Consider the following 24772-nt stretch of genomic DNA (forward strand, 5'->3'; position numbering starts at 1 on the left):
ATTGTTAGAAGCGATATGAAAGAGAAAAAGAAGTTTCTTGGATCTCTTCAGCTATTTGTTTTAATAAAGCATCTTCATCAACAGAGATATTAGACATGGCAAAGTTTAAAGTTAACTTAGGTTGAATCCAGCTTATTCCAAATCCAGAACCTGATTGCATATCAATCTTATCGTCAAACATACCTGCTCTTATATAAAAGTCAGAAAGAACATTGAATTGGATAGCACCTCTTACAAGAGAGCGCTCAGAGAGCTCTGTTGTGTAATCAGCACCGGCATCTAGCATTAGGGAAATAAATTTTCCATATTGGTACTGCATTCCAAGAATTGCTTTCGTTCCATTTTCAGAACTTTTAAATGGATCCATTGCAACCATACCTAGTGATAGGCTTGATGTGACTGCATGAAAAACACCAATATTAACTTGTGAGTATTCATTCTTTTCTATATTTCCTAGATAGTTATCAACTCTTTTTATATCTTGATATGTAAAACCAAGAGACGACTTAGGGCCAACCGTTGAAGCAAATGAAGTAGACAGTTGTTTGTAATTTTCGTCACTCTTCTTAGTCTTAACGTATGAAAGAGATCCTTTTAGAGCCTTTGAACTATCAGAGGCAATTACAGCTAAATTTGAAGAGCCTTTTAAATTATTTTCTTCAAGATCTTTATTGTCTGTAGAAGATTTCTCAACATAAACTGAAGACATATTAAAAAATGCAATAGGGGCCGGGTTTAAGACAGTTGCTTCATCCATTAGAAGTGAGGCAACACCAGCTCCACCTGTCGACTTTAAACGCGTCGTTTTGTAGTCTAATATTTTTGCATTTGCACTTAATTGAATGATTAATAATAGTGATATAAATTTTACTAATTTGCTCATGTAATACCCTTGTTAACTTAGAAATATTATAAAGGTAATTTTAAAATTCGTCACATCTATATGCCTGATTGATATTGTCGGTCTTTTGTTCTTATTTGAAATTCAACTTACATGACTCATATTTTTTGGTATTATTATCAGTATTAATTAGGAGATTTATGAAAGTTTTAATTTTTTCGCTTTTACTATTTAGTACACATATTTATGCCTCAATTCCCTCATTAGAAGGTCTTATGAGAAATCCTTCAAATCATGAACTAGATAAGGAACTTGTTGTTGCACATATAATCGTAAAGCGAACGGCTGCTGATTCAGACTTTAATGATGATACGGCACAAGTTAATACAAATTTCTTTAAATATTTATTAGTTTCATCAGAAAATGAAGATGACTTTAAAAAGATGATTGCTGTTGAATATGAGAATGGAAGTTATGATGTTGGAGCCGTAAGTGATATTAAGAAGGCGACAAGGATAGAGGGTTTATTAACAAATGATAATACTAAAAATATTCTTCAGAGCTTGATTTTAAGTTACACGTTTAATAGTTCTTATGGTTTTAATAAAATTTTTAAATCAATAGAGGAAAATTATAAATCTAATTCTGAACTAATTAATAAAGATAAAGCATCCCTTATTGAAGAGTATAAGAAGTTTCTTGTTAAGAAGAAAGAGTACGAAGAGAAAGTTAAGGAATATGAGGATGTTAATACCGCCGCTCCTGTTTCTCCGCTTGATGCTGATGGTGAACAAAAGCAGGCAGAAATTAAAAATATAATGAATTCGTCATTATATCGTGGAACAAATAATCTTAAGTTGATAAAGCGAAACCGTGAATTTGTCTGGTCAATAAACTTAGACAATATTAAGGGTGAATTTAAAAATGATACTCATCAATTAGTCTTCTTGGAACTACATATGAGTGATGATGTTTATACGATTGTTCCTAGAAGTTATGTTACTTATAATGGTCGTTATACACTTCCAAAATATATAGAAGTAAAGAATTCAACATATAAATACCTTATAGAAATACCAACATACTATCTACTAAACTCAGCGAATAAGTCCATTGCCGAGAGAAGACAAGAGTATATCAAATTTAAAGAGCGAAATGATCAACGTGAAAGCGCTCAAGTTTCTATTGAAGGGGAAGAAGTTCAAGAAAAAGTAAATCTATTGTTTTAGTAAGTACCTGATTTTACAACTTGAATTAATTTGTCTTTAAAGTAATTCCTAAATTATCCGATATGTCTTAAGCGATGAATTAAGTAGGATAATTTATGAAAAAAGCAATTCAGTTAAAGTTATTAGTTTGTTCACTTTTAATGGTACCGGCCAGTGCAAAAGTTGTTTTCACTGGAACGAGCTCGATTGGTAGTGGAAGCAGTAATACTTCTACCACTGGTAGCGTTGATGTTGGGCCATCGAGCCGATCGACAACAGTTGAATGTCGAAGAGATAATGCTGTATCTTACGGATTTATGAAAACTCTTCTTTTGGGGAATACTCCAAAATTTACTGTTGCAAATGGTAAAGTGATCATTGATATGCCAACACGAGTATCAGCATGTATTTCAGATATTAGTGCAGAGGCGATCACCAATCCTGTCGATAATAATATTTACTTGAAATTTGATGTTCAAGTTGATTCAAGTGCATATCCTGCTGGAAGTGACTCAATTGAAAAAGAATATGAAAAGTGTATGAATCACTTGGCCGGTGGCGATCCAAATTTCTTTAAGGTTCAAAATCTTATCGATAAAGGACACCTTGCATCTCCATCACGTATTACAATTGATCACCCAAATATTGATCAATCAAGAAATTCAGAACTTGTTATTGCTTCAACAAATAAAGATTTAGATTATCGTGATGATATGCCATTTGGTTTAGCATCTGTTGCACAACATACATCTTTTTCTAAGCCGAGTTTTAATTGTATGGACTTTGCAAAGCCAGCAGAAAGAAAAATTATGGCAAATACGACACCAGAATACGACCTACGTGAGGAAGCAATTGCTGCGTGTAACGGAAAGAATTTAACGGATATTGCAGATAGCTTAAAGAAATTAAGAAGTTCATCTGGTGGTAACTATGATGATTTAACAAGACTTCTTTCAGGAATTCAGCATTCTTTAATTGAAGATGAAGTTGAAGAAATGGTTACAAGAATGGAGGAAATCGAAAGAGATATTGCTCCATCTGCTGAAGATATTGAAAACGGTGATGAATATGGTGTTAGCCGAGATAAGCGTAAAGAACTTTTACGCGAGTATGCAAATCATATGAATAAGTTTTCAAAAGAATTAATCCCAGCTCTTAAGAGTGAATTAGAGCATCTAATGACTGAATATGATGAGCTTGGTGAAAGTACTGAAGATGAAAGACGTAAGGATCAAATTACGGATAAAATTCAAGAGATAAATGATCTTATTGCAAAATTTAATCGTCAAAATGAAAATGGTGCTGAATATAAGCGTGTTATCGCGGCCCTACGTGAAGAAAATATGCAAACTTCAGGACGTAAAGTTTTAACCGGAATTATTCATGCTCAAGAGTTTTCTAATGTAAAACTTGAGGGTGCAAATAAGAGAACTGTTGATAAGGCAGAGACAAATAGTGATAAAGCAATTAGTCGACTTGAAAGAGGGACACTTGCTGATTGGGGTGATGAGGCTTTACTAAGAGCTGGAGATAAATCGCCACTTGCTAGACGTCGTAAGATCATTCAAGGTCTACAAGAAAGAGCAGCGAAGGATCGTCAGCAACAACAAGCTAAGTTAAGCGCTTATGATGATTATATTCAATCATATGCTAAAGATTTAGTAAGTAGTTACTGTACTTCTGGTGGGAATTATCAAGATTGTATGACGGTTCAAAGTACTTATGTACCATATATTTATAATCAATATATGGGGTGGAAACAAAATAGTATGAGCGATTATAATTCATATTTTAACAATAGATATGGAAGTGCGATCTCTGAACAGAGAAGTACTCTTGGTCGCTTTAATAATATTTACCGTACAACTCAGCTTAATAATCTTCAATCACAATTAGCATCTGCTTCTTCAGGAAGCCCTTTTGATCTTTGGACTGGAGATACTTCAAGTTACTCTAATGGTATACCAGGGTTTAATTTAGACTTAGGTGGACTTGGACAAACAAACTTTCAAACATCTAATGGTTGGAATGGTCAGGGGAACTTTAATCTGATGGGTAATCAAACAAGGTCGCCAAGCTCTGGTAATTGGTCAAATCCTTGGCAATAATTAAAACACAAATTAAGAAATAAAAAAGGCTCCTTAAAGGAGCCTTTTGTTTTTTAGAATTTTATATCTGCACCGATGTAAATTAAGTAAGTGTCATTTGTTTCATTTGGTGTTGCCGTGTTTGAGAAGGCGTAATAGTCACCAACAAAGAAGTAACCGATATTAGTATTAATCGATACTGAAGTATTCCACTTGTAAGAAAAGTTTGAATCAATTTCAAAACCTAGATCATCCGCTTGATTTGCAGCGGCAGTAAATCTCTTATTCTTTTCGTGGTTAATAGCATCTGATCCGGCCGTTGCAGTTTGATCAGCTTTTGCCCAAATAACTGAATTTGTCCAAGACCATGTTCCTGAGTCATAGCGATGGGCAAACTTAGCATAAGTTGCATTTGTTATTGATGAGTTGAAAACGTTTTGAGTTGTATCTCCAATTGCACCTAAGTTATAGCGAAACATGATATTCGCAACTTGGAAGTTTGGATTAAGGTACATGGCCCCGTAAGTTTGATTGTCAGCTTCTGAACCACTAACCATACCAACATCTAAATGTAGGGAATGGTTTGTATTTAACTTATAAGTATTATTTAAAAGAAATGCCTGAGCATCAACTTCTGTATCAGTTACACCAGGATAGATTTCACCCATATCACCAGACATTAATGGAACTTCAGCTTCTACTGTATATTTTCCAAAAGTCTTTTTGAAGTAAAGGTCAATCATCGTCACACTAGATGAACCAAGTTCTGTTGCAGTTCCGTCACCGTCAACATCAGCAAATACTGATGTTGAACCACCTGATGTGTTCTTGTTGTATAAAGCACCAAACGTGAATTCACGGTCTAGATTTTCATATAGTAATGAAATACCCATCTCTCTGATTCGACCTGTTTTAGTTAGATTGTTTGCTTTGATTTTTGAGTAGTATGGAGAGAATTTAAAATTACCGATTTTAAAATCAATTGTTATACCATCTCTCATTGATGCAAAACGAGAACCAGCGGCACTTCCATCATTATATACAGCACCTAGACCCCAGTTAAATTTCTGACGGCCAACTGTGTAAGTTGCTGTGTCTGAAAAGAATACTGCATTTGCTTGAGTCAGGTTGATTTCATTACTTGTTACTGTATTAAAAGAATAACGAGCATTAGCAAATGAACCAGTTGTTGTTGCATCTGTTGTTCCAGTTTTTGTTCGGCCATCATTTGATGAGTCACCAAAGTTTCCACCGTAACCATAACCAGAAGTTAATTCTGCATTGATCGTCGTCGAATCATTTACAATGATCGTTGGTTGTAACTTGAAAATATATGTTTGAAAATTGGCTGAATCTGGATCGGCATCTCCAATATCAAAAGCTTGGTCACCGTTAGTAACTGCACCAGGAGTTTGAGTAACTGAGCGATTGTAATCTCCAAGTGAGTGCATATCTGTTTGAAGTTCACCATGCCAATCAATTGGTAGTGCGAAAGAAGTTGACGCTAAAGTGGCAAGAATTGCGGCCTTATTTAAATTCTTTAACATAAGTTGTTATTCCTTTTATAATTGGATTAAATTGTAATGAAATAATATAAGATGACTTGATGTAACGTCAAAAAAATAGGTGTTTTCTTAAATGCTTTTAAAACGATTAAAGATATTATTACTATTATCAGTGCCTTTTGTTGCATTGTGTGTCATTTTTGTCGTTAAAACAATAAATGACGCAGACTTAAGTCAGGTCATTAGTGGCAAGCTAAGTGAGCATGAGCAAAAATCTGTTATTTTTGAAGAAGGCAGCTTTATTGTTAAAGATGAATTCTTGTTTTTTAAAGCAAATTCAAATGACGAAAGGTTCACATCTGTTTTTAAAAATAAATTTGAAAACTTCAATGAAAGAATTTTAAGTATTAATGAAACATTTGAATTAAAAGCTCTAAGAAATAATAATTGCCACTATAATCGTTGCCTACAGTATAAAATTCCATTTTATAATATTCCAATTATTCTCTCTAAAGGTCTTATTGGAATTGAGGACTTTAGATTTCTCGATCATATTGGGATTGATTATATTTCAATCCTGCGTGCAATCGTTGCTGATATTAAAGCAGGTGCCCTTGTTCAGGGAGGATCAACTCTAACACAACAATTAGTTAAGAATATATATTTCACTAATGAAAAGTCCTTCAGTCGAAAAATTAAAGAAGCAATTCTTGCTGTATATATCGATTTTAAATTTGAGAAGTCAGATATATTAGAAGCTTATTTTAACGAGGTTTTTTGGGGAAGCCTTGGTGGAGTAAGGGTAAAAGGTGTTCATACTGCAGCGGTGCTGTATTTTAATAAACCTATTTCAGAGCTTGATCCATATGAATCTGCCATTCTTGTTTCGATGTTAAAGGGACCTGGGTATTACCATCCTATATACCGAACAGAGAGATTAAAGGGACGAGCTAATTTCATTTTCAATAAACTACAGGATTTAAATCTCTTTGATTCAAATGAGTCTTATCAATGGAGTGATGAAAAGTGGGATCGCTGGAGGCAGGGACTAAAAGACTTTCAAGAGAAAGGTTTTTATGAAGCAATCTATCTTACAACGACACGTAAAAATAAAGATAAGGACTTGAATGAGTATCGTTTCTTTAAAACTGTCGTAGCATCCAAGGGTCTTTTAGAAGACCTTAAAAAAATAGAAGAGAATTTAGCTGTTAAAATATCATTTGGGCCAAAAGACAAAGAAACCTTTTATTATTCAAAGTTTGAGAGAAATGTAGAAAAGGCCCTTTTAGAAGAAAGGCATGGTGTTGGTTCAACCTTAAAGCCTGTCTTGTATCAAATTTATTTACAGCATGGTTATAAAATCGATGATCTCGTTTCAACTGAGCCAGTTACTTTAGACCTTATAAGTGGTGTATGGACACCATCTGAGTCTCATACTCCAGATGCTAGTGAATATCCAATTTCTCAGGCTTTACAAGAATCCCTTAATAATCCCATTGTCAGGCTAGCAAGGGATATTGGTTTTGAAAAAGTTGAAGAGGATCTTAAATCACGTATTGCAGATATAAAGACTCCGCTGTCGGAATATCCAGCTCAATTACTTGGAGCTGTTGAGTTATCTGTACATGAGTTGCACCAAGTTTATCGCGACTTTTTAGAAAAAGAATGTGAACAAGGCTCTCAAGTATATGAAGCTTTGGCCGATCCTAGAAAAACTACTATCAGACGCATGGTAAAGCCGGCCCTTAGAGATCAGCACTTCTTTGGTAAAACAGGTACATCTAATAATGGTTTTGATAATCTCTTTGTGGGATACGATGGCCATGATCTTTTCACCATTTGGGTTGGATATGAGGGAAGTCGTGCCAATAAAAAAGGTTTGAGATTATACGGGAGTACGACCGCGTTCAGATTGTATCAGGAAATTATCCTATATTCTGGCCAGCGCATTGCATCTTTAGCCTGTGAATAATTGCCGATTTTTAAAAATATCTTGTCAAAAAAAAGATATTAGCTTATATATTACATACATATCGACATTGTTGGGGTATCGACAAGTGGCTAAGTCAGCAGATTTTGATTCTGCCATTCGAAGGTTCGAGTCCTTCTACCCCAACCATTTTTCTCACGGATCAGAGAAAGGGAAGAGATCATGAAACGGATCGTTCTTGTATCAGGCACGTCAAATCCAAAACTTTCATCCGATATTTCAAAAATCTTAGATGTACCCCTTGTTGATCCTCAAGTAACAAAATTTGCAAATGGTGAAACTTTCTGTGAAATCGAACAAAATGTTCGTGGAGCTGATGTTTTCATTATTCAATCAACTTGTGCTCCAGTAAATGACAACTTGATGGAATTATTGATTATGATTGATGCACTTAAGCGTGCTTCAGCAGCTTCTATTACCGCCGTAATCCCACACTATGGTTACTGTCGCCAAGACCGTAAGGTCTCACCAAGAACGCCAATTTCAGCAAAGTTGGTCAGTGATTTAATCACTGTAGCAGGTGCCTCACGTGTTATCACAATGGATCTTCACTCAGGCCAGGTTCAAGGTTTCTTCAATATACCTTTTGATAATATTTACGCCTCACCAGTTCTCGTTGGTCATATAAAGCGAGAATTAGTTGGTGATAATACAATCTTTGTTTCACCTGATGCTGGTGGAGTTGAACGTGCTCGTCACTATGCTAAAAAGTGTAAGTGTGACATTGCGATGATTGATAAGCGCCGTACAGGAAAGAATGTGGCCAAAGCCATGAATATAGTTGGTGATGTTAAAGGAAAAGACTGTATTATTCTCGATGATATGATTGATACTGCTGGTACTTTGATTGAGGCGTGTAATGCATTAAAGGAAAATGGTGCAAAGAGTGTCGTTGCTTGTGCGACACACCCTGTTTTCTCTGGTCCTGCAATTGAGAGAATTACTAAATCTGATGCCTTATCAAAGGTGTTGGTTACAAATACAATTCCATTGAGCAAGGCGGCCATTGATAGTGGTAAGATAATTTCAGTGTCAGTAGCTGAAATATTGGCCAAATCGATACATCGAACGTTTAATAACGACTCTGTTAGTTCATTATTTTTATAAAACGGGTTAATTATGAATTATTTAATTGTGGGGCTTGGTAATCCAGGTTCTGAATATAAAGGTACCAGACATAATATTGGCTGGGATATTATGAATTTTATCAAGCCTGTTAAGGACTTGAATTTTAAAGAGAAGTTTAAAGGCATTTGGTCATCATTTGAAACAGATGAAGACAAATTCTATGTACTGATGCCACAAACATATATGAATTTAAGTGGTGAAAGTGTGATTCCTTTCGCTAATTATTTTAAAGTTGAAGCAGAAAATATCTTAGTTATTCACGATGAATTAGATTTACCATGGGGAACGATCGCATTTAAAGACGGTGGCGGCCTAGCTGGACATAATGGACTTAAGTCCATTGCAGGACAATTAGGTCATAATAATTTTAAACGTTTACGAATGGGAATTGGTCGTCCAACTCATGGAGATGTTTCTAGCTGGGTTTTGGGTCGATATCATGGCGCTGAAGCTGACTTTATTGACGATTATTTAGAAAAAGCTTCAAAAGCTGTTGAATGTTATGTAAAAAATGGTTTCAAAACAGCGATACAGCGTTATAAGAAGAAAAAGTTATTAGATTTAGGAGATAAGTAATGGCCCTTAATTGCGGGATTGTAGGACTTCCAAATGTCGGTAAATCGACTATTTTTCAAGCATTAACTTCAGCTCCAGCTGAAGCTGCTAACTTTCCATTTTGTACGATTGAGCCAAATATCGGAATTGTAAATGTTGGTGACCAGCGTTTATCTAAGATTGCTGAAATTATCGGTCCACAAAAAGTTATTCCAACAATAGTTGAATTTGTTGATATTGCAGGTCTTGTAAAAGGAGCTTCAAAAGGTGAAGGTCTTGGAAATCAATTCCTTGGAAATATTCGTCAGGTAAATGCAATTGTTCACGTTGTTCGTTGTTTCGACGATCCAAACGTTGTTCATGTACACGGTGAAGTTAATCCAGTTGATGATATTGAAACAATCAATATGGAACTTGCACTTGCTGATCTTGAAGTCGTTCAAAGAAAGCAGGCAAATCTTCCAAAACTTATGAAGAATCAAAATAAAGAGATTTCTTCAAAAGCTAAAATGCTAGTACCTGTACTTGAGAAATTAGTTGCTCATTTAGAGCAAGGATTCGCAGCTCGTATTCTTGAATTAGATAAGGATGACTTAGAGTTGATCCGTGATCTTAACTTAATCACTTTAAAGCCAACTTTATACCTTTGTAATGTTGATGAAGACAGTGTTGGTGAAGATAATGAATATGTTAAGGCCGTTAAAGACTTCGCTGAGAAAGAAGGCTCACGTGCAATTAAAATTTGTGGAAAGCTTGAGTCAGAAATCTCAGCTCTAGATAGTGAAGAAGATAAAGCTGACTTTATGGAAGCTGCTGGTATTGAAGTTTCTGGTTTAGAAACTCTTACTCATGAAGCATATAATATGCTTGGTCTACGTACATACTTTACTGCTGGTGTAAAAGAAGTTCGAGCATGGACTTTTAAAAATGGTGCAAAAGCTCCTGAGGCTGCAGGTGTAATCCATACTGATTTTGAAAGAGGTTTTATTAAGGCAGAGATCTATCACTATGATGATCTTATCTCTAATGGATCAGAAGCCAAGGTTAAAGAAGCTGGAAAGCTTCGCATGGAAGGTAAGGAATATGTTGTCAAAGATGGCGATATTATTCACTTCAGATTCAATGTCTAGCTTGTTATAAAATATATCGAAATGAAAAAGGGCCTCTTATGTAGGCCCTTTTTTTATAGTTCAACTTGAGATGAAATTTTTCGTTTTGCTTCTTTAGGTCGATTGGTATTAAAGGTCGACGCGATACTCTCTTCAAGAATATATTTATCTTTCATTAAATTATAAAAGAAATAATTTCTATAAATGAGTTTTACATAAAGTCTTGTTTCTTTATATGGAATTTGTTCAATTTGAAAGATTGGATCATCTAAATCCATTAGTTCTTTTGACCAGCGTTTTACTTTGGTTGGACCCGCATTGTATGAAGATAATGCATAGATAATATTTCCATCAAACTTATTTAAAAGACCTTTGAAGTAGCGAACACCAGCATCAATATTCTTATGTGGCTTGAATAGCTCTTCTTGTTTTCTAAATGTTGTCATCTGTCTTGCTGTTGCAGGCATCAGTTGCATCAAGCCAAGTGCACCTACGGCAGATTTAGCTTCAGGATTAAATGCACTTTCTTGTCTAATAATTGAAAGTACTAATAGTGGATCAATATCAGTATTCACATCTTTTATCTTATCGAGGTGTAGCACCGGAAATAGTGTTGTGATATCTATTTTAGAAGGCCTAATTAAGTTTAAATCAATAGTTCGAGAAACCAGTTTAAAACTTGATAAGAAGTCCTTCTTATTTTTAAAGTAATGAAGAAAATAATTAAAGATTGCAACTCTTTGATCTTCAGTAGTCAACGTATCAATTTTAGCTTGATTAGCGATGTCTTTCTTAGGGTCAAGCCTAATGAATTCATAAATGAGCTTATCAACTTTACCGTAGTACTTTAGCTCATTCCAAATTCGTGATTCTTTAATATTGCGTTGTCTTAGTTCGGTAAAGTCACTTAGAGTAAGCTCTGGTAGCTTAATAGTGTTCTTATGAAAGTAGAGTGATTTAACATATTTCTTATCAAACTCTGGTAGATATTCTTGAGCAACAATTGAATAGAAGCTCAATGGATTACCTTTAATCATTAACTTGAAAAGATGTTTAGAAAGTGATTCGTTTCCATCTTTCATGTAACTATATGCAATCCAAAACTTTGTTTTTGTATACAAGTTTGAGAATTCATCAATTAGATTATAATTTTGGACAGTAACAATACTCTCTTTATAATTTTCTTGTTTGATCGAATTCCAAAGTAGAAGAAATAAGGATTCATTCTTTGTTTCACTGTCGTAACTTATTTCATATGAGCGTGCAAAAAAACGATTTGCATTCTTTATGTCACCATTATTTAGTAGAAGTTTACCAATATAGCGTACTCGCTTCCAAGCTGACTTCTTATAAATATATTCATTATTGCTTTCTTCAAATCTTAAAAACTTTTCTAAGTCTGTTTGAATATCTTTGTTGTTTTTAACAACTCTTTTAAGCTTATTGTATTGTTTGATAAACTCATTAGTAATAGTGAGCTTATTCTTTTTGATACGATGAAGATTACTTTGGAAAAGGTATGTGATGTCCTTATCGAAATCGATATGTGAATAAAGATTAGAGTCAATCTTTAAGCCTTCGATTAGAGTAGTCTCAATGAGTTGCTTTTTTATATACTTATAAACTTTTGAGTTCTTATCAATATTGTTTAACTTATGAGTGAAAAGAGAGTTTCTAGTGGTAGCTAAATGCTTAATTGCCTTATTAAAGTTACTCTCATCTTTAACGATTTGTGGATAGAATTTATCATCAATAAGATAATTAACAGTGTGGTAGCAGTAGTCTCTGATGTTGCTAACAAATTGATCTTCTACTCTGTTGATACCTTTACTTTTAATATTACACTTGAAGTATTTATTCTTTCTGAGGTCTTCTTTAAGGTTAGATAGAAAATCGAGATGGCCAACATATGATTTGAAGATCCCACCTGTCTTGATTGCTTTCTTTGCATTATTAATTGAATAATTAGAAAGCTTCTTTCTTCTTAAATTGCGCTCAATTTGTGCAATATGACGAGCCGCTTTGATCTCACGATCTTTTGTTGACTGCTTTGCTTGAGCCGTTGTGAAGTAACTCATACTTACAACGATTAAAAATGTAGATAATCTCTTACCCGATAAATTCATTAAAACGACCTTCCATATCTTTGAGTTTGGTCACTACTTCATTAAGGATAACTTTCTTATCCTCTGGAACAACTTGTTGTAAGTTCTTTAAGTAGTTACAAATCTCATCAATGTAGACGGTGTCTTCTTTAAATCTTGTTTGGAAATACTCGACTGTCAGATTTACTTCATCTGCTACATCAGTAAAGTAGTCACCGTCTCTAAATGTTAAACTTCTTTCGAAGCCAGTATGTCTTAAGCCTGCAAGGTATTTTTTAAGTTTGTATAAAGGGCCAGCTACCTTGTGCGTGAAAAATAGAGTCACGATAAAGACAAGGATTCCAAAAAACGCCTGGCAAAGTATTAGGAAATTCAATAAATCGCTTTTCATAGTATTTATATGTTCAGCGGATTGTGGGAACTTTTCTGAAATATTAGAAAGTACTTGATAAATAACTAAGGGATAAAATGCACTTAGAACTAAAATGACAATGCATATCAAGATACTAAATTTCAATTGAAATTTAGAGTCTACAATGATGATTGATCTCTTATATGGTTTAGACACAAATTCTCCAAATCTAAAATTAGTTTCTATTGTAATTATAACATCTTATAGATTTTGTTGTAGGGCAAAAATTTGCTTTACTGATTGAATAAGTCCTCAATATTTAATAGAATCCACAATGAAAATAGAAAGAAACCGAGCGAGTTACTATGATAAATATTGAAGCAATTAAAACGAAATTAATTGAGGTTAAAAACCCTAATACACAGAAGTCTCTACTGGATGAAAATCGATTCAAAGATATTCATGTAGATGGAAATAAAGTGACTCTTGTCTATAATCGAGATGAGATTACTGCACCTCAAAAACGTGATATTGAAGATGCAATTGTTAATAGCCTTGCTGATCTAGTAAATGAAGATGATCTTTTCATTAAAACTGTATCAACTCAAGAAGCACCTAAATCACAGGCTGAGAAAAAAACACAGCAGCAAAACGCACAACTGCAAGTTGGTCACGGTAAAGCTGCTCCTCAAAAAAGAGACATTCCAGGTGTTAATAGAATAATCGCAGTATCATCTGGTAAGGGTGGTGTTGGAAAATCTACAGTATCGGTAAACTTGGCCCTCGCACTTAAGAATGCAGGAAAAAAAGTAGGCTTACTTGATGCTGATATCTATGGACCTTCTGTTCCAATGCTACTTGGTGAAAGAAATGCAAAACCATTAGCTACTGATGATAAGAAAATTGCCCCTATTGAGGCACACGGTTTAAAGTTTATTAGCTTCGGTTTATTTATTGAAGAAAAGGATGCTGTTATTTGGCGTGGTCCAATGCTTGGTGGAGTTCTAAATCAATTTCTCTTTGATGTTGATTGGGGCGAGCTAGATTATCTAGTTCTAGACTTACCTCCAGGAACTGGAGATGTTCAATTATCGATAGCTCAAACACTTAAGCTTGATGGAATCGTAGGTGTTTCAACACCTCAGGATGTCGCTCTATTAGATTCTCGTAAAGGTTTTAACATGTTTGAACAAGTTAATGTTCCTGTTTTAGGACTTGTTGAGAATATGAGTTACTTTGCTCCTGATGATATGCCAGAGAAAAAGTATTATATTTTTGGGGAAAAAGGTGGAGAAGCTATCGCAAAAGAGCTTGGTTATCCATTCTTAGGTGAGGTTCCAATAGAGATCGCTCTTAGAGAATCATGTGATAGTGGAAATCCTTATATGGCCAATAATTCATACGAAAATAGGCCGGTATGGAATGCTTATTCCGGTATTGCAAAAAAGATCATTGAGTTAGAAAATGGTGGTGACGAGGAAAAAGGTTTTTTCTCTAAAATTTTCAAAAGGTAATGAATGTCCATCATACAGAAAATAGAAGAGCAGTGCTCTTTTAATTTTACTGGTCGAATCAATATTTTAAAACAAGCTGATCGCCAGTTTCTCGGTGTTGTATATATCAATGAAGGTGAAATTGTCGCAGCTCAGTTTTCTCAGAAAACAGGGATAAAAGCTCTATATTCTCTTGTAATCTTCGATATGGATGGAATTGAAAATTTCACCTTAGTCGCTGAACCAGAAGTGGTCTCTGATAGTGACTTTGAATTCAAACTAAAATTTAGTGAGTTTAAAAGAAATGCTGAAAAAGCATATCAAGAACATCGTCAGTCCTTATCTTTAAGGCCACCAGCAGATATTCACATTTTAATCAATCCTGCGTTCATAAAAGTTGGAAAAAAGACTGGTGCAAACGAATTTTTACTATTAAAAACTATAGCTGAATACAGCAAAGTTAACGATATTTATACAAATTGCGAATTATTTGACTTTGAAGTAACTCAGGCCCTGGTAAGTTTAAGAAGACTAGGTGCGCTCAAAGTCGTTAAATAGGAGTATTTATGAAGGATCAAGTTCATAATCAAGGTGAGTTAAAAGAATTAAAAGTTAATATCGAAGCCGATGTTGTGGAATCTTTCCAGCATATGGCCGAAAACACAGGAATTGCTCTTGATGAGTTGATTGTTGTTGCACTTAAGAGGTTTAGGGCCTCTCATAGTGACTATGAAAAGAAAGTTTTTCAAGTCGACTAAATAGTTTTCATATATAGAGTAAACACACGAACGTGTGTTTACTTTTTCTACAGTGTTAAAAATTTAACAGTCTAATCTTTAATCAGACCCCCATTCTTAGTATACGGCGCAAGTGATTACAGCTACTTACGGTCTTGGTGTATTTGTTCACTTTGGCACGTTAGTTGCTTCTATATACACATAAGGTATTAGGAGCATTGTATGAAAGCATCAGCTATTTACAAAAAATTTATCATCACATCAGTACTATCAGGATCATTTCTTGTATTTGGTGGAATCTACCAAGGAATGTCAGTGACTAGTAACTCTTTTATGGAAAAGAAGGAAATTTCTTTTGAAAAGAGAGTTGATGAAAATTCTGATCGTATCGTTGCTTCTTCTGATCGTGATTCTGTAGCTGTTCAATACCTTCCAGTTGCTGAGTACTCACAAGTTATCAATGGAAAGTGGGAAGTCGTTAGAATAGAAGATCACGAAGGATTAGAAATTTATAATGAAGTTAAAAGCAATAATAAAAGAATTGTTGATATGGAGTTAATCGGAACAGGTCTTGTAAGATTAAATGAAAACGATGACTACACTTTTGACGTTTCTTTTCTTCATGAAAATAAAAAGAATATTTCTATCTTTAGAGCATATGAAGATGGATTTGAATTAATTGAAGCAAGAAAGTTTGTAGAAAAAGTTGTTGTTGAGCAAACATCACAAGAAATTGTTGATGAAGCACTTGTTGAAGAAGAAGTTGTTGCAACAACACAAGATAGAAGAGAATTCGTTATTGAAAGAGCGATCTTACCAAGTATGAATAATAAAATGTTCCGTGGACATGATATTGATGGAAGCGTAACAGTTGGACCAAATGGAGTAGAGGGACTTTTCTTTACTGTATATGCGAACGGACAAGAGATTAATGAAGTTGTAGGTGACTTAAAACTAAAGGATGGAAATTCTTTTGAAGTTGAACTACAAGGTCAAAAATCAAGTGGTATCTTTTCTAAAAATGGTGAAAATGGTTACCGTTTAAGATTTGCAACAGGTCCATATCAAGGAGCACTTATTAATTATGTAACTTATGATGAGTTAGAAAAAATTAATATTGAGTTCGAAAAAATGGAAAGAGCTAAAGAAGAGTCTAGATTTCAAAAGGAACTAACTCAAGAAGGTAATGTAGAACAAGACATTAATATTATTCAACAAAACGTTGTATCAGCTGCTTATCAAGCACCAAAAGCTGAAGAAATCGAAGAAGAAAGATACGAAGAAGAGTATCAAGATGAAAGATATGACGAAGAAGAATACTATGAAGGTGAAGATAACCAAGAATTTGAAAGACAAGGATACGGATTTTAATCCAAGATAACTAGAGAGAAGAAAAACAAAGGCCCTCAAAATTGAGGGCCTTTTTTATTTTATACTTTGTCTAAATTAAAGTACTTTTTTTAATTCTTCTTTTAGAAGAGGTACGATGTCGAATAGATCTCCAACAATACCGTAGTCAGCTTTAGTAAAGATTGGTGCATCTGGATCAGTGTTGATAGCAACAATAACCTTAGATGTTCTCATCCCTGCTAAGTGCTGAATAGCTCCTGAGATACCACAAGCAATATATAGTGATGGAGCAACAGTCTTACCTGTTTGTCCAACCTGCATTGCGTGAGGTGCGTATCCTGAGTCAACAGCAGCACGTGAAGCACCAACAGTTGCACCAAGAACTTCAGCAAGCTCTTCTAGTATCTTAAAGTTTTCAGCAGACTTCATTGCACGTCCACCAGAAACGATAATATTTGCTTCTGTAAGGTCAAGCTTCTCTGAAGTTCCTTTAACGATCTCTTTAATAACAGCTTTGATGTCACCAGCGTTTGCTGCAACTTCATTTGCTGTACCTGCACCAGCAGTTGGTGCATCTGGCATACCAAGTGCGTTAGGTCTTACTGTTACGAAGCCTGGCTTTGGTCCATCAAGTTCAACTTTAGCTAGAACCTTACCTGCAAATAGTGGTCTTGTTCCTGCGAAGTTATCACCTTCCATTACAAAGTTTGTAACTTCAGATGCCATACCTGCATCAAACATTCCCGCTAGTCTTGGCATAAGGTCTTTTGCAAGTGAAGTTGCACCTGCAAATACGTAGTCGTAATTTGAACCAATAAATTCTTTAAGTGCGTTTGCATAACCTTCAGGAGAATACTTATCTAAGTTGTCACCTTTTAGGTTGTGTACATTAGCAGCACCATACTTTGCTAGGTCAGCTGTAGCGTTTGGACCCATCTCGCCAACGATTGCTACGTCAACTTCGTGTCCTGTAAGTTTACCTAGAATTTCAAATGTAACAGATTTAACTGATTCACCACTTGTTTCAGAAAATACTAATATCTTTGCCATTTCAATAATCTCCTTAGATAACTTTCGCTTCTTCTCTTAAAAGCTTAACAACTTCAGCAACAACAGATGCTTGTTGACCTTCGTCCATCGCATCAAATTTCTTACCAGCTGGCTTCTCTGGTGGAAGTTGGAATCCTGAGTACTTAACACGACGATCATCAGCAGATACACCTACATCTGATAGTGAGTGTTGAGCAAGAGGCTTTCTCTTTGCTTTCATAATACCTGGAAGAGATGCGTAACGAGGACTGTTTAGACCTTTGTTAGCAGCGATAACAGCAGGTGAGTTTACTTCGTAAACTTCAAGTGCTCCACCTTCTACTTCTCTTTTAAGAGTGAATTTACCACCTTCTTCTTCGCAACCATCAACAACAGTTACTGAAGGTAGGCCTAGCATTTGCGCTAGTAGTTGAGGAACTTGTAGACAGTCATCATCAATAGCTTGTTTTCCTGTGAAGATTACATCTGGAGTCTTTCCTGACTTTTCAATCGCACCCTTAAGTGCTTTTGCAGTCATATAAGAATCTAGATTGTCATCGGCTTCAACAAGAATTGCATCATCTGCACCCATTGCTAGGGCAGTTCTTAATGCTTCTGTATCTTTAACACCACCAACTCTTACAACAGTTACAGTCGAGCCACTGTTTGCTGCTTTTGTTAGAAGTGCTTGCTCAACAGCAAACTCATCGTATGGGTTCATGATCCACTTAATCGAATTAGTTTCGATATAAGATCCGTCTCCGTTTGGAGTAACTTTAGTTTCCGTGTCTGGAACTTGTTTAATACATACAAAAATGTTCAATTTTAGCTCCTTGTAAAAATTTCCTTAGCAATTACTAATCTTTGTATTTGTGAAGTGCCTTCATATATTTGAATGAGCTTGGCATCTCTCATCAACTTTTCTACTGGGTATTCTTTACTGTAACCATATCCACCATATACTTGGACAGCGTCAGTTGCAACTTTCATGAACATATCAGCTGCTTTGGCTTTTGAATATGATGAAAGTTCTGGATTAGGTGTTCCGTTATCAATATGCCACGCGGCTTTCTGAACGAGTAGTCGCGCTGCTTCGATTTCGATTCCCATATCGGCAATTATCATCTGTATAGCTTGGTGCCTCGATAGGGGCACTCCAAATTGATTTCTTTCACTTGCATATTTAACGGCATGATCCATTGCGCACTGAGCACCACCTACTGCGGAGCTTGCTACCATTGGACGTGAATGATTTAGTGTGGCCATGGCAATTTTCCAACCTTCACCAACTCCACCTAATATATTTTCTTTTGGAACTTTTACATTTGAAAATGTAACGGCTCTAGTGTCTGAGCAACGATGCCCCATTTTATTTTCTTTTTCACCTAGCTCGATACCTTCTGCTTTGGCATCGATAACAAGGGCCGTAATTCCCTTGTGCTTTTTTGCAGGATCAATCGTGGCATAAACAACGAAGAGGTCTGCATAACCTGCGTTTGTTATCCACATCTTGTTACCGTTTAATAGGTAGTGATCACCATCTTCTTTTATTGTTGTCTTTATACCAGCCGCATCAGAACCATAACCAGGTTCTGTTAAGCAAAAAGCTGCAATCTTATAATCTTCTGTAAACGGAGTTAAAAACTTTTTCTTTTGCTCATCACTTCCACCAATAACAATAGGAAGAAGTGCTAAGTCATTGGCCATAATCGAAGTATTCATTCCGAGACAACCGTAAGCTAGGGCCTCTGTGATAATCATTGAATCAATTGTCGTAAATCCGGCACCACCATATTCTGCAGGTATGCAAGTATTAACGAGACCAAGCTCCCATGCCTGTTTTAAGATATCCATTGGCATTTGGGCTTTCTCATCAAATTCGCCAGCTTTTGGCATCATCTCATTCCTTGCAAATTTCATTGCAAGTTCACGAATTTCTTTCTGCTCGGAAGTTAATTCAAAGTTGATCATATTGGAACCAATTGTTCAAAGTTTTAAGTACCTTATTATAGATACCTTTTCAGTATTTAGTAAATAGGTAATAAGGACTTGGCACCAAGTGTCGCAACGAGAAAAGTTTATAGGATCAATTTTGTATTCTTGTTCTTCAATGTTTTAATTTTGTAATGTTCTTTATACTCAGAAAATGAAGGTAAGTCTTTTAATGGTTCTAGAACAAAGCTTCGGTTTCGAAAGTCTTTGTGCGGTATGGTGAGCTTTTCTTCTTTTACTTCTAAGAAGTCGATAAAAATTATGTCAATATCAATTTCACGAGGACCCCAGTGATAGCGGTGTTTTCGACCTAACTTCTCTTCGATCTCCTTACATATTTTCAAGATTGAAGTTGGGGAAAGATTTAAACAAGTGTTTATTTCTAGGGCAATATTAAGAAAGGAAGGTTGATCCTGTGGCCCATAAGGAGGTGACTCATAAAAGTGACTCATTTTGGCTTCACAGTTAAATGCATCTTCTAATAACTTAGATGCGCTTTTGATTGATTCGATTCGGTCACCAAGATTAGTCCCAAGGCTAAGAATGATTCTCATTAATTATTATCTTCTTTCTTTTTAGTTTCTTGTTTTGTGGTTTTTGATGGCCTAAGAACTTTTTTATTCTCTTCAATAAATGAAGGGAAGTTTTGGTTCTTTGGTTTAGGTGGAGCTTTTACTCCACATGAACTAAGTAAAATTAATATTAAAAAAAGTTTAGAATTCAAGAGCAAGACTGACTCCCATGAGATCGGTACCAATATCAGCTCTAAAGAACCAACCAGGGACTAATCTTTTTAATGCCGTAATTCCAAAAACTGGCTCACTTTTCTCAACACTTGCAACAAGATCTTTTTCTCGTGCGGCTGCATCAGCTCCAACCGCCGATACATCACCTGCACCAGGACTATCTGCAGTTGCAAACTTATATCCTGCATATGGCATAAATACTGTATAAAGTGGTCCTTCAAATGAATATTTTGCACGGAATATATATTGGTTTACAGCAGTGTCGATCTCTTCATTTGGAAAACCTCTGATTAAGTGACGCCCAACACTTCCTTCTAGCCAAATATTCTTATCTAATTGAAACGCCCAAGATGCATTATACTGAGTATTTGTATCTTCTTTACCAGCGGTATTAAAGCCATCAACTAGCCCAATACCAACAGAGACAAGATTATCATTTTTAATTATTCCGCCTTCTTGTGCTTCTTCACTATAAATGTCCTCATCTAATAAAGTCGTATCGTCATATAGTGATTCGCTATCAGTAATTCTAAATTCACTTTCTTCTGTTGTATCTGCTTTACCATATGCAGAATCATCACCTCGAAGTACTTCAACATCTTGGTTCACGAAAATATTTGAATAAATCTCTTCATTATAAATCTTAGTGATTTTAATTGCTGCTACATTATTCTTTTGTTTTGGAACAATACCTCGTACTACAGGTTCTTTGTTGACTAAAATAGTAATGTAATCACCTTTGGCAAAACTATCTTGACCATTACTAATGAGAAGAATTCGTTTTGTTCCAGATACACTTATAATCTTTTCTTTGGCCAAATCGTAATTGGAACTATTTGAGAAATCACTGATAGGTGATTGCGCAAATGAAAAGATTGAGAAGAATACTATAGTAAATAGTTTAAAAACATTCATACGGAAAAATTGTACATTGCATGAAGAAATTAGTCTAGGCGGTTAATATTTAATTATAATTAAAAAGGAACCGATGGGTAACTATATAGATTGTTACTAAAAAAGGGGTTTTAGACCATGAAAAAAATATTTTTACTATTCCTAGTTTCAACATTAACTTTCACATCTTGTTCTAACAACGAGAAGAAAGGTGAAGAAGTAGCAGAAACTCAAGCTGCTGAAGAAATTTCAATTGATGATTCAGACTTTGTCGTTGATGCAAATGAAGAATTTGCTGATCTAGAAGAAGTCGCTGATCCAACTGCAGAGCCTACAATGGAAGCAGTTGCAACAAATGAAGAACCAGTTGATGAAGTATTGCTTCAGGAAAACGTTCAACTCGAAAAAGAAGTTGTTGTTTCTAAAACTGATACATATGAAGTACAAAAAGGTGAAACACTTATGTGGATTGCTTTTAAATTATATGGAGACTATAGCAAGTGGCGTGATGTTCAAGCAATGAATCAAGAAGCACTTGCTGATGGACTTCAACCAGGTGACATCATTAAGTATGAAAGTGGTCAATTTAACTGGAATCCAGTGGGTCTTCCTCACCTTATTCGTAAGGGTGAGACTCTAGGTGTAATTTCAAAAGACAAGTACGGTACACCAGCAAAGTGGAGATCAATTTGGGATAACAACAGAGAAATGATTAAAGATCCAAACTTAATTTTTGCTGGATTTACTTTATATTACATCCCTGAAGAAAGAGATGTTGCTTCCAGCCCAATGTAAATCGTGTATAATAAATCAAATGTTATAAGAGCTCTCATAATGAGAGCTCTTTTTATTTGAGAACTAATGAAACTTTATATTTTTATATCAATATTATTTTTAACTTCTTGTACCTACTTATATAAGGACGATAAGGGATATCCATATAATTACGAAGTTGATTTTACTTCTAAGGATTACCTTGTTCATCTCGAAGGTGTAGCTGAATTGTTTATCAAAAACAATAAAGTTAAGAGGCCCTCAAGAAGATCAAATAGATACCTACAAAAGATAGCTCGTGAGCTATATTTAAATAACCAAAGTCTCTTTGTGAAAGATGATTTTGGAATTAATTTTTATATTGTTGAAGATAATAGAAATTTTTACTTCTCACTTCCTAGAAATAACGTCTTTATGTCTCGCGGAGTTCTGCGTCGATTTATGAATTCCGAAAGTATTTTTGTTTCAGTATTAATCGGTGAATTATTAAGAAGTAAAATTGGTATATATGAAAAGAATAAAATCATACCGCTTAATTCATATACGGTAAAAGATATGATTAGACTTAATCGTCTAGACTTAAATGCAAAACGAGACTTAAATAATCTTGTTTATGATGTTCTAAAAAAATCTGGTTATGACCCAGAAGCAAGATTGTTATGGCTACAAACACTGAATAGGCAATCGCTTAGTTTCTCAACTCAAGAGGTTTATTCTCGAGACTTATCAAAAGAAGAATTCCTGCTTAAAAATTATATGGTTCAAAGCACAAAAGATGAGAATCTTATTTTTGAAAAGAATTCATCAAAACAATTTTATAAGTTCAAAGAAAGTATATGATATGGAAATAAATGAAGTTAAATCTATTTTAGACCAGCAGGGATATTCTCAAGAGAGTTGGAACCTTATAAAACTTTCTGGCGATGCTTCAAGTAGAGAGTATTATCGATTAAAAAACGAGAGCGAAAGTTTAATTGTCTGTACAGAAGAGCCAAATGGACAGCAGAGTCGTGATTTTAATTTGATCACGACACTCATTGAAAAAGATATTAATACTCCAAAAATCTATCTTTATTTACCAGAGATCTCACTTCTTATTCTTGAGGATGTTGGTGATATTTCTTTGAAAGATTATTATCTTAAAAATGGACTTACGAAACATATACAAGCAGTAAATGATATCAAATCTTACCAAAGACTCCCTTTAGAAACTTGTCAAAGTCGATATTTCGATAGAGAGAAAATTGGGTTTGAATTCGATTTGGCCCTTCAATTCTTTTTAGAAAAACATTTGAAACTAAACCTAAATGAAGACGAAAAAGTTGTCGTTGCAAGTGTTAGAGAGTTGTTGATTAATTACTATGAAGAAAATAAAAAAGTAGTATGTCATCGTGATTATCATTCTAACAATCTATATGTGAAAGCTGATGAGCTCTATCATATCGATTATCAAGATATGCGAGTGGGGCCAGCTATATATGATTTAGTTTCACTGGTAGATGACTGCTATATACAATTTTCAAACGAAGAAAGGTCAATTTTATTAAATTCTTTTGATAGTGAATTTAATTCAAAATATTTAAAAGATTATCAGATAGTTCAGATACAGCGTACTTTTAAAGCACTGGGTAGCTTTGCTTATCTTAGTATTGATAAGAATAAGAATGGATATCTTCCATTTATTAAACCTAATCTAAAGAAATTAATCGATGTTTTAAAGTTAAGAGATGAAGACTCTTTCGTGCGTTTTGCAACGATACTTGAAAGAGGTAAAGATGATTAAGACATGTCTTATCGCAAGTGCAGGTTTTGGTACACGAATGGGAGAGCTTGGAAAGGTTATACCAAAACCCTTGTGGCCATTTCTAAATTTGAAGATGCTTGATTTACAAGTTGCTTATGCAAGAAATTTAAGCTGTGAGAATATTTATATAAATTCTCATCATTGCCATGAAGAAATGCTTGATTGGGCAAAGGACAAAAATGTAACTCTGTTGTATGAACCTGAAATTCTAGGTAGTGGTGGGTGTATACATAATTTGAAAAAAGTTGTTGATAACGAAATTATATTAATTATTAACTCTGATCAGTTTTACTTCTTTGATTTTGAAAATATAAAATCGGATTATGACAATTTAGAACGTAGTGATGCTGTTGCACATTTGTATGCCATAAATGTGGATGGTAATTCTAGCTATAATGAAACTGTTTTAAAAGATGGGCACTTAACTGATATTATTCCACATGAAGGAAGTGGTGATTATTTCACTTATTCTGGTGTCGGACTAATCAATCTTGGAAAGGTTAATTATACACCTGGTGCTTCTGGATTTTTTAAAACAGTTTGTGATTATAAGTCGTCAAATGTATTGATGAGCTTACCTGATAATCCTGTCTTTTTAGATCTTGGAACTTTAGATAAATACTTAAGCGTCATTAGTAAGCTTGATGAAATACCTGATGTGATAGTTAATTTTTTAAAAGGTATTCCTGAGTTAGATACTTCAGATTTTAAATCACAAAAAACGATGACTTGGTGTGGGGTTACTTTTGATTTCGAGAATAAGTTAATTAAATATAATGGAGCTTCTTACTCCTTTTGAGACACTTCTTTAATACAATCGACAGGGCAAACAAGCGTGCATGCATTACATAAAGTACATGCCCATGGTTCTATCGTATATTTGCCTTTGTCCATAAAAATAGCCTTTTCTGGACAAATCAGCCTGCAGTTATCACACTCTATACAACGTGAAGAAATTTCGAGATAATAATCCATATATTGATTATATCAAAAAATTAAAATTGAAGGGAAAAAGTGCACAATACTGACACATTAATATTTAAATTGCTTAATATTTTATTTGTGATATTTTC

25 protein-coding genes and 1 tRNA gene are annotated in these 24772 nt (G+C 34.7%); 15 read left to right on the forward strand and 11 right to left on the reverse strand.

Features of this window, described 5'->3' with window-relative positions:
• Positions 1 to 4 precede the first annotated feature (4 nt).
• Positions 5 to 883 carry a hypothetical protein gene (locus VCM44_RS01420; protein ID WP_120405613.1) on the reverse strand — a complete coding sequence of 293 codons (879 nt, stop codon included), beginning with the start codon at positions 881 to 883 and terminating at the stop codon, positions 5 to 7.
• Between the two features lie 158 nt (positions 884 to 1041).
• Here VCM44_RS01420 and VCM44_RS01425 point away from each other — a divergent pair, with 158 nt between their 5' ends.
• Together VCM44_RS01425 and VCM44_RS01430 are read left to right on the forward strand one after the other, a co-directional pair.
• On the forward strand, positions 1042 to 2070 hold the full coding sequence (locus VCM44_RS01425) for a hypothetical protein (protein WP_120405612.1): 1029 nt from the start codon (positions 1042 to 1044) through the stop codon (positions 2068 to 2070).
• A 95-nt stretch (positions 2071 to 2165) separates the two neighbouring features.
• Positions 2166 to 4157 (forward strand): hypothetical protein, encoded by a 1992-nt coding sequence (locus VCM44_RS01430; RefSeq protein WP_334677845.1) that lies wholly within the window; start codon positions 2166 to 2168, stop codon positions 4155 to 4157.
• Positions 4158 to 4210: 53 nt separating this feature from the next.
• Here the strand turns inward: VCM44_RS01430 and VCM44_RS01435 are convergent, their stop codons facing one another.
• A complete protein-coding gene (locus tag VCM44_RS01435) occupies positions 4211 to 5683 on the reverse strand; it encodes a hypothetical protein (protein WP_114705961.1) in 1473 nt (490 codons plus the stop codon).
• A gap of 91 nt (positions 5684 to 5774) precedes the next feature.
• Here VCM44_RS01435 and VCM44_RS01440 point away from each other — a divergent pair, with 91 nt between their 5' ends.
• The 5 genes from VCM44_RS01440 (at position 5775) to ychF (ending at position 10444) form a co-directional block, all read left to right on the forward strand.
• Positions 5775 to 7613: a transglycosylase domain-containing protein gene (locus VCM44_RS01440; protein ID WP_334677846.1), complete on the forward strand. Its 1839-nt coding sequence runs from the start codon at positions 5775 to 5777 to the stop codon at positions 7611 to 7613.
• Between the two features lie 71 nt (positions 7614 to 7684).
• A tRNA-Gln gene (locus VCM44_RS01445) sits at positions 7685 to 7760 on the forward strand.
• A 30-nt stretch (positions 7761 to 7790) separates the two neighbouring features.
• Entirely contained in the window at positions 7791 to 8738 is a 948-nt protein-coding gene (locus VCM44_RS01450; protein ID WP_162929729.1) for a ribose-phosphate diphosphokinase, read from the forward strand.
• Positions 8739 to 8750: 12 nt separating this feature from the next.
• Positions 8751 to 9335, forward strand: coding sequence for an aminoacyl-tRNA hydrolase (gene pth, locus VCM44_RS01455; RefSeq protein ID WP_114705958.1), 585 nt, complete (start codon positions 8751 to 8753; stop codon positions 9333 to 9335).
• Entirely contained in the window at positions 9335 to 10444 is a 1110-nt protein-coding gene (gene ychF / locus VCM44_RS01460) for a redox-regulated ATPase YchF (RefSeq protein ID WP_114705957.1), read from the forward strand. The genes pth and ychF overlap by 1 nt, the downstream gene beginning before the upstream one ends.
• A gap of 53 nt (positions 10445 to 10497) precedes the next feature.
• On the opposite strand, the gene VCM44_RS01465 is transcribed toward ychF, so the two are convergent.
• Both VCM44_RS01465 and VCM44_RS01470 read right to left on the reverse strand, forming a co-directional pair.
• Positions 10498 to 12549: a lytic transglycosylase domain-containing protein gene (locus VCM44_RS01465; RefSeq protein ID WP_334677847.1), complete on the reverse strand. Its 2052-nt coding sequence runs from the start codon at positions 12547 to 12549 to the stop codon at positions 10498 to 10500.
• Positions 12533 to 12919: a hypothetical protein gene (locus VCM44_RS01470; protein ID WP_334677848.1), complete on the reverse strand. Its 387-nt coding sequence runs from the start codon at positions 12917 to 12919 to the stop codon at positions 12533 to 12535. Before VCM44_RS01470 ends, VCM44_RS01465 begins: the two co-directional genes overlap by 17 nt.
• A gap of 326 nt (positions 12920 to 13245) precedes the next feature.
• On the opposite strand from VCM44_RS01470, the gene VCM44_RS01475 reads away from it, so the two are divergent.
• The 4 genes from VCM44_RS01475 (at position 13246) to VCM44_RS01490 (ending at position 16481) form a co-directional block, all read left to right on the forward strand.
• Complete coding sequence (locus tag VCM44_RS01475) at positions 13246 to 14394, forward strand: Mrp/NBP35 family ATP-binding protein (protein WP_334677849.1); 1149 nt, start codon at positions 13246 to 13248, stop codon at positions 14392 to 14394.
• A 3-nt stretch (positions 14395 to 14397) separates the two neighbouring features.
• On the forward strand, positions 14398 to 14931 hold the full coding sequence (locus tag VCM44_RS01480; RefSeq protein WP_334677850.1) for a hypothetical protein: 534 nt from the start codon (positions 14398 to 14400) through the stop codon (positions 14929 to 14931).
• Positions 14932 to 14939: 8 nt separating this feature from the next.
• Positions 14940 to 15131, forward strand: coding sequence for a hypothetical protein (locus tag VCM44_RS01485; protein ID WP_114705952.1), 192 nt, complete (start codon positions 14940 to 14942; stop codon positions 15129 to 15131).
• Positions 15132 to 15332: 201 nt separating this feature from the next.
• Positions 15333 to 16481 (forward strand): hypothetical protein, encoded by a 1149-nt coding sequence (locus tag VCM44_RS01490; protein WP_334677851.1) that lies wholly within the window; start codon positions 15333 to 15335, stop codon positions 16479 to 16481.
• 75 nt (positions 16482 to 16556) lie between these two features.
• Here VCM44_RS01490 and VCM44_RS01495 read toward each other — a convergent pair whose 3' ends face one another.
• From VCM44_RS01495 to VCM44_RS01520, 6 genes are all read right to left on the reverse strand, one after another.
• The gene (locus tag VCM44_RS01495; protein WP_334677852.1) at positions 16557 to 17510 is read right to left on the reverse strand and encodes an electron transfer flavoprotein subunit alpha/FixB family protein; all 954 of its coding nucleotides are present in this window, start codon (positions 17508 to 17510) and stop codon (positions 16557 to 16559) included.
• 13 nt (positions 17511 to 17523) lie between these two features.
• Positions 17524 to 18312, reverse strand: a complete 789-nt coding sequence (locus VCM44_RS01500) for an electron transfer flavoprotein subunit beta/FixA family protein (protein ID WP_114705949.1) — start codon at positions 18310 to 18312, stop codon at positions 17524 to 17526.
• Between the two features lie 2 nt (positions 18313 to 18314).
• The gene (locus VCM44_RS01505) at positions 18315 to 19457 is read right to left on the reverse strand and encodes an acyl-CoA dehydrogenase family protein (protein ID WP_412474021.1); all 1143 of its coding nucleotides are present in this window, start codon (positions 19455 to 19457) and stop codon (positions 18315 to 18317) included.
• A 110-nt stretch (positions 19458 to 19567) separates the two neighbouring features.
• The gene (folK, locus tag VCM44_RS01510) at positions 19568 to 20035 is read right to left on the reverse strand and encodes a 2-amino-4-hydroxy-6-hydroxymethyldihydropteridine diphosphokinase (protein ID WP_334677854.1); all 468 of its coding nucleotides are present in this window, start codon (positions 20033 to 20035) and stop codon (positions 19568 to 19570) included.
• Positions 20035 to 20205, reverse strand: a complete 171-nt coding sequence (locus tag VCM44_RS01515) for a hypothetical protein (protein WP_334677855.1) — start codon at positions 20203 to 20205, stop codon at positions 20035 to 20037. Before VCM44_RS01515 ends, folK begins: the two co-directional genes overlap by 1 nt.
• Positions 20195 to 21142 (reverse strand): hypothetical protein, encoded by a 948-nt coding sequence (locus VCM44_RS01520; protein ID WP_334677856.1) that lies wholly within the window; start codon positions 21140 to 21142, stop codon positions 20195 to 20197. Before VCM44_RS01520 ends, VCM44_RS01515 begins: the two co-directional genes overlap by 11 nt.
• A gap of 117 nt (positions 21143 to 21259) precedes the next feature.
• Here VCM44_RS01520 and VCM44_RS01525 point away from each other — a divergent pair, with 117 nt between their 5' ends.
• The 4 genes from VCM44_RS01525 (at position 21260) to VCM44_RS01540 (ending at position 24498) form a co-directional block, all read left to right on the forward strand.
• Entirely contained in the window at positions 21260 to 21916 is a 657-nt protein-coding gene (locus tag VCM44_RS01525; protein WP_114705946.1) for a LysM peptidoglycan-binding domain-containing protein, read from the forward strand.
• Positions 21917 to 21982: 66 nt separating this feature from the next.
• Positions 21983 to 22735, forward strand: a complete 753-nt coding sequence (locus tag VCM44_RS01530) for a hypothetical protein (RefSeq protein ID WP_120405607.1) — start codon at positions 21983 to 21985, stop codon at positions 22733 to 22735.
• 1 nt (position 22736) lies between these two features.
• Positions 22737 to 23678 carry a phosphotransferase gene (locus VCM44_RS01535; protein ID WP_334677857.1) on the forward strand — a complete coding sequence of 314 codons (942 nt, stop codon included), beginning with the start codon at positions 22737 to 22739 and terminating at the stop codon, positions 23676 to 23678.
• Positions 23671 to 24498 carry a nucleotidyltransferase family protein gene (locus VCM44_RS01540; RefSeq protein ID WP_334677858.1) on the forward strand — a complete coding sequence of 276 codons (828 nt, stop codon included), beginning with the start codon at positions 23671 to 23673 and terminating at the stop codon, positions 24496 to 24498. Before VCM44_RS01535 ends, VCM44_RS01540 begins: the two co-directional genes overlap by 8 nt.
• Here VCM44_RS01540 and VCM44_RS15105 read toward each other — a convergent pair.
• Complete coding sequence (locus VCM44_RS15105; protein WP_114705942.1) at positions 24486 to 24674, reverse strand: 4Fe-4S dicluster-binding protein; 189 nt, start codon at positions 24672 to 24674, stop codon at positions 24486 to 24488. The two genes, VCM44_RS01540 and VCM44_RS15105, sit on opposite strands and share 13 nt — an antisense overlap.
• Positions 24675 to 24772 lie beyond the last annotated feature (98 nt).

This window comes from Halobacteriovorax sp. DPLXC-1 (assembly GCF_036903125.1).
GTDB lineage: Bacteria > Bdellovibrionota > Bacteriovoracia > Bacteriovoracales > Bacteriovoracaceae > Halobacteriovorax_A > Halobacteriovorax_A vibrionivorans.

What these genes read in the sequence shown, in the direction of transcription:
- VCM44_RS01420 (WP_120405613.1), bottom strand. Translation starts at nt 883, where the DNA reads ATGAGCAAATTAGTAAAATTTATATCACTATTATTAATCATTCAATTA.
- VCM44_RS01425 (WP_120405612.1), top strand. Translation starts at nt 1,042, where the DNA reads ATGAAAGTTTTAATTTTTTCGCTTTTACTATTTAGTACACATATTTAT.
- VCM44_RS01430 (WP_334677845.1), top strand. Translation starts at nt 2,166, where the DNA reads ATGAAAAAAGCAATTCAGTTAAAGTTATTAGTTTGTTCACTTTTAATG.
- VCM44_RS01435 (WP_114705961.1), bottom strand. Translation starts at nt 5,683, where the DNA reads ATGTTAAAGAATTTAAATAAGGCCGCAATTCTTGCCACTTTAGCGTCA.
- VCM44_RS01440 (WP_334677846.1), top strand. Translation starts at nt 5,775, where the DNA reads ATGCTTTTAAAACGATTAAAGATATTATTACTATTATCAGTGCCTTTT.
- pth (WP_114705958.1), top strand. Translation starts at nt 8,751, where the DNA reads ATGAATTATTTAATTGTGGGGCTTGGTAATCCAGGTTCTGAATATAAA.
- ychF (WP_114705957.1), top strand. Translation starts at nt 9,335, where the DNA reads ATGGCCCTTAATTGCGGGATTGTAGGACTTCCAAATGTCGGTAAATCG.
- VCM44_RS01465 (WP_334677847.1), bottom strand. Translation starts at nt 12,549, where the DNA reads ATGAATTTATCGGGTAAGAGATTATCTACATTTTTAATCGTTGTAAGT.
- VCM44_RS01470 (WP_334677848.1), bottom strand. Translation starts at nt 12,919, where the DNA reads ATGAAAAGCGATTTATTGAATTTCCTAATACTTTGCCAGGCGTTTTTT.
- VCM44_RS01475 (WP_334677849.1), top strand. Translation starts at nt 13,246, where the DNA reads ATGATAAATATTGAAGCAATTAAAACGAAATTAATTGAGGTTAAAAAC.
- VCM44_RS01480 (WP_334677850.1), top strand. Translation starts at nt 14,398, where the DNA reads ATGTCCATCATACAGAAAATAGAAGAGCAGTGCTCTTTTAATTTTACT.
- VCM44_RS01485 (WP_114705952.1), top strand. Translation starts at nt 14,940, where the DNA reads ATGAAGGATCAAGTTCATAATCAAGGTGAGTTAAAAGAATTAAAAGTT.
- VCM44_RS01490 (WP_334677851.1), top strand. Translation starts at nt 15,333, where the DNA reads ATGAAAGCATCAGCTATTTACAAAAAATTTATCATCACATCAGTACTA.
- VCM44_RS01495 (WP_334677852.1), bottom strand. Translation starts at nt 17,510, where the DNA reads ATGGCAAAGATATTAGTATTTTCTGAAACAAGTGGTGAATCAGTTAAA.
- folK (WP_334677854.1), bottom strand. Translation starts at nt 20,035, where the DNA reads ATGAGAATCATTCTTAGCCTTGGGACTAATCTTGGTGACCGAATCGAA.
- VCM44_RS01520 (WP_334677856.1), bottom strand. Translation starts at nt 21,142, where the DNA reads ATGAATGTTTTTAAACTATTTACTATAGTATTCTTCTCAATCTTTTCA.
- VCM44_RS01525 (WP_114705946.1), top strand. Translation starts at nt 21,260, where the DNA reads ATGAAAAAAATATTTTTACTATTCCTAGTTTCAACATTAACTTTCACA.
- VCM44_RS01530 (WP_120405607.1), top strand. Translation starts at nt 21,983, where the DNA reads ATGAAACTTTATATTTTTATATCAATATTATTTTTAACTTCTTGTACC.
- VCM44_RS01535 (WP_334677857.1), top strand. Translation starts at nt 22,737, where the DNA reads ATGGAAATAAATGAAGTTAAATCTATTTTAGACCAGCAGGGATATTCT.
- VCM44_RS01540 (WP_334677858.1), top strand. Translation starts at nt 23,671, where the DNA reads ATGATTAAGACATGTCTTATCGCAAGTGCAGGTTTTGGTACACGAATG.
- VCM44_RS15105 (WP_114705942.1), bottom strand. Translation starts at nt 24,674, where the DNA reads ATGGATTATTATCTCGAAATTTCTTCACGTTGTATAGAGTGTGATAAC.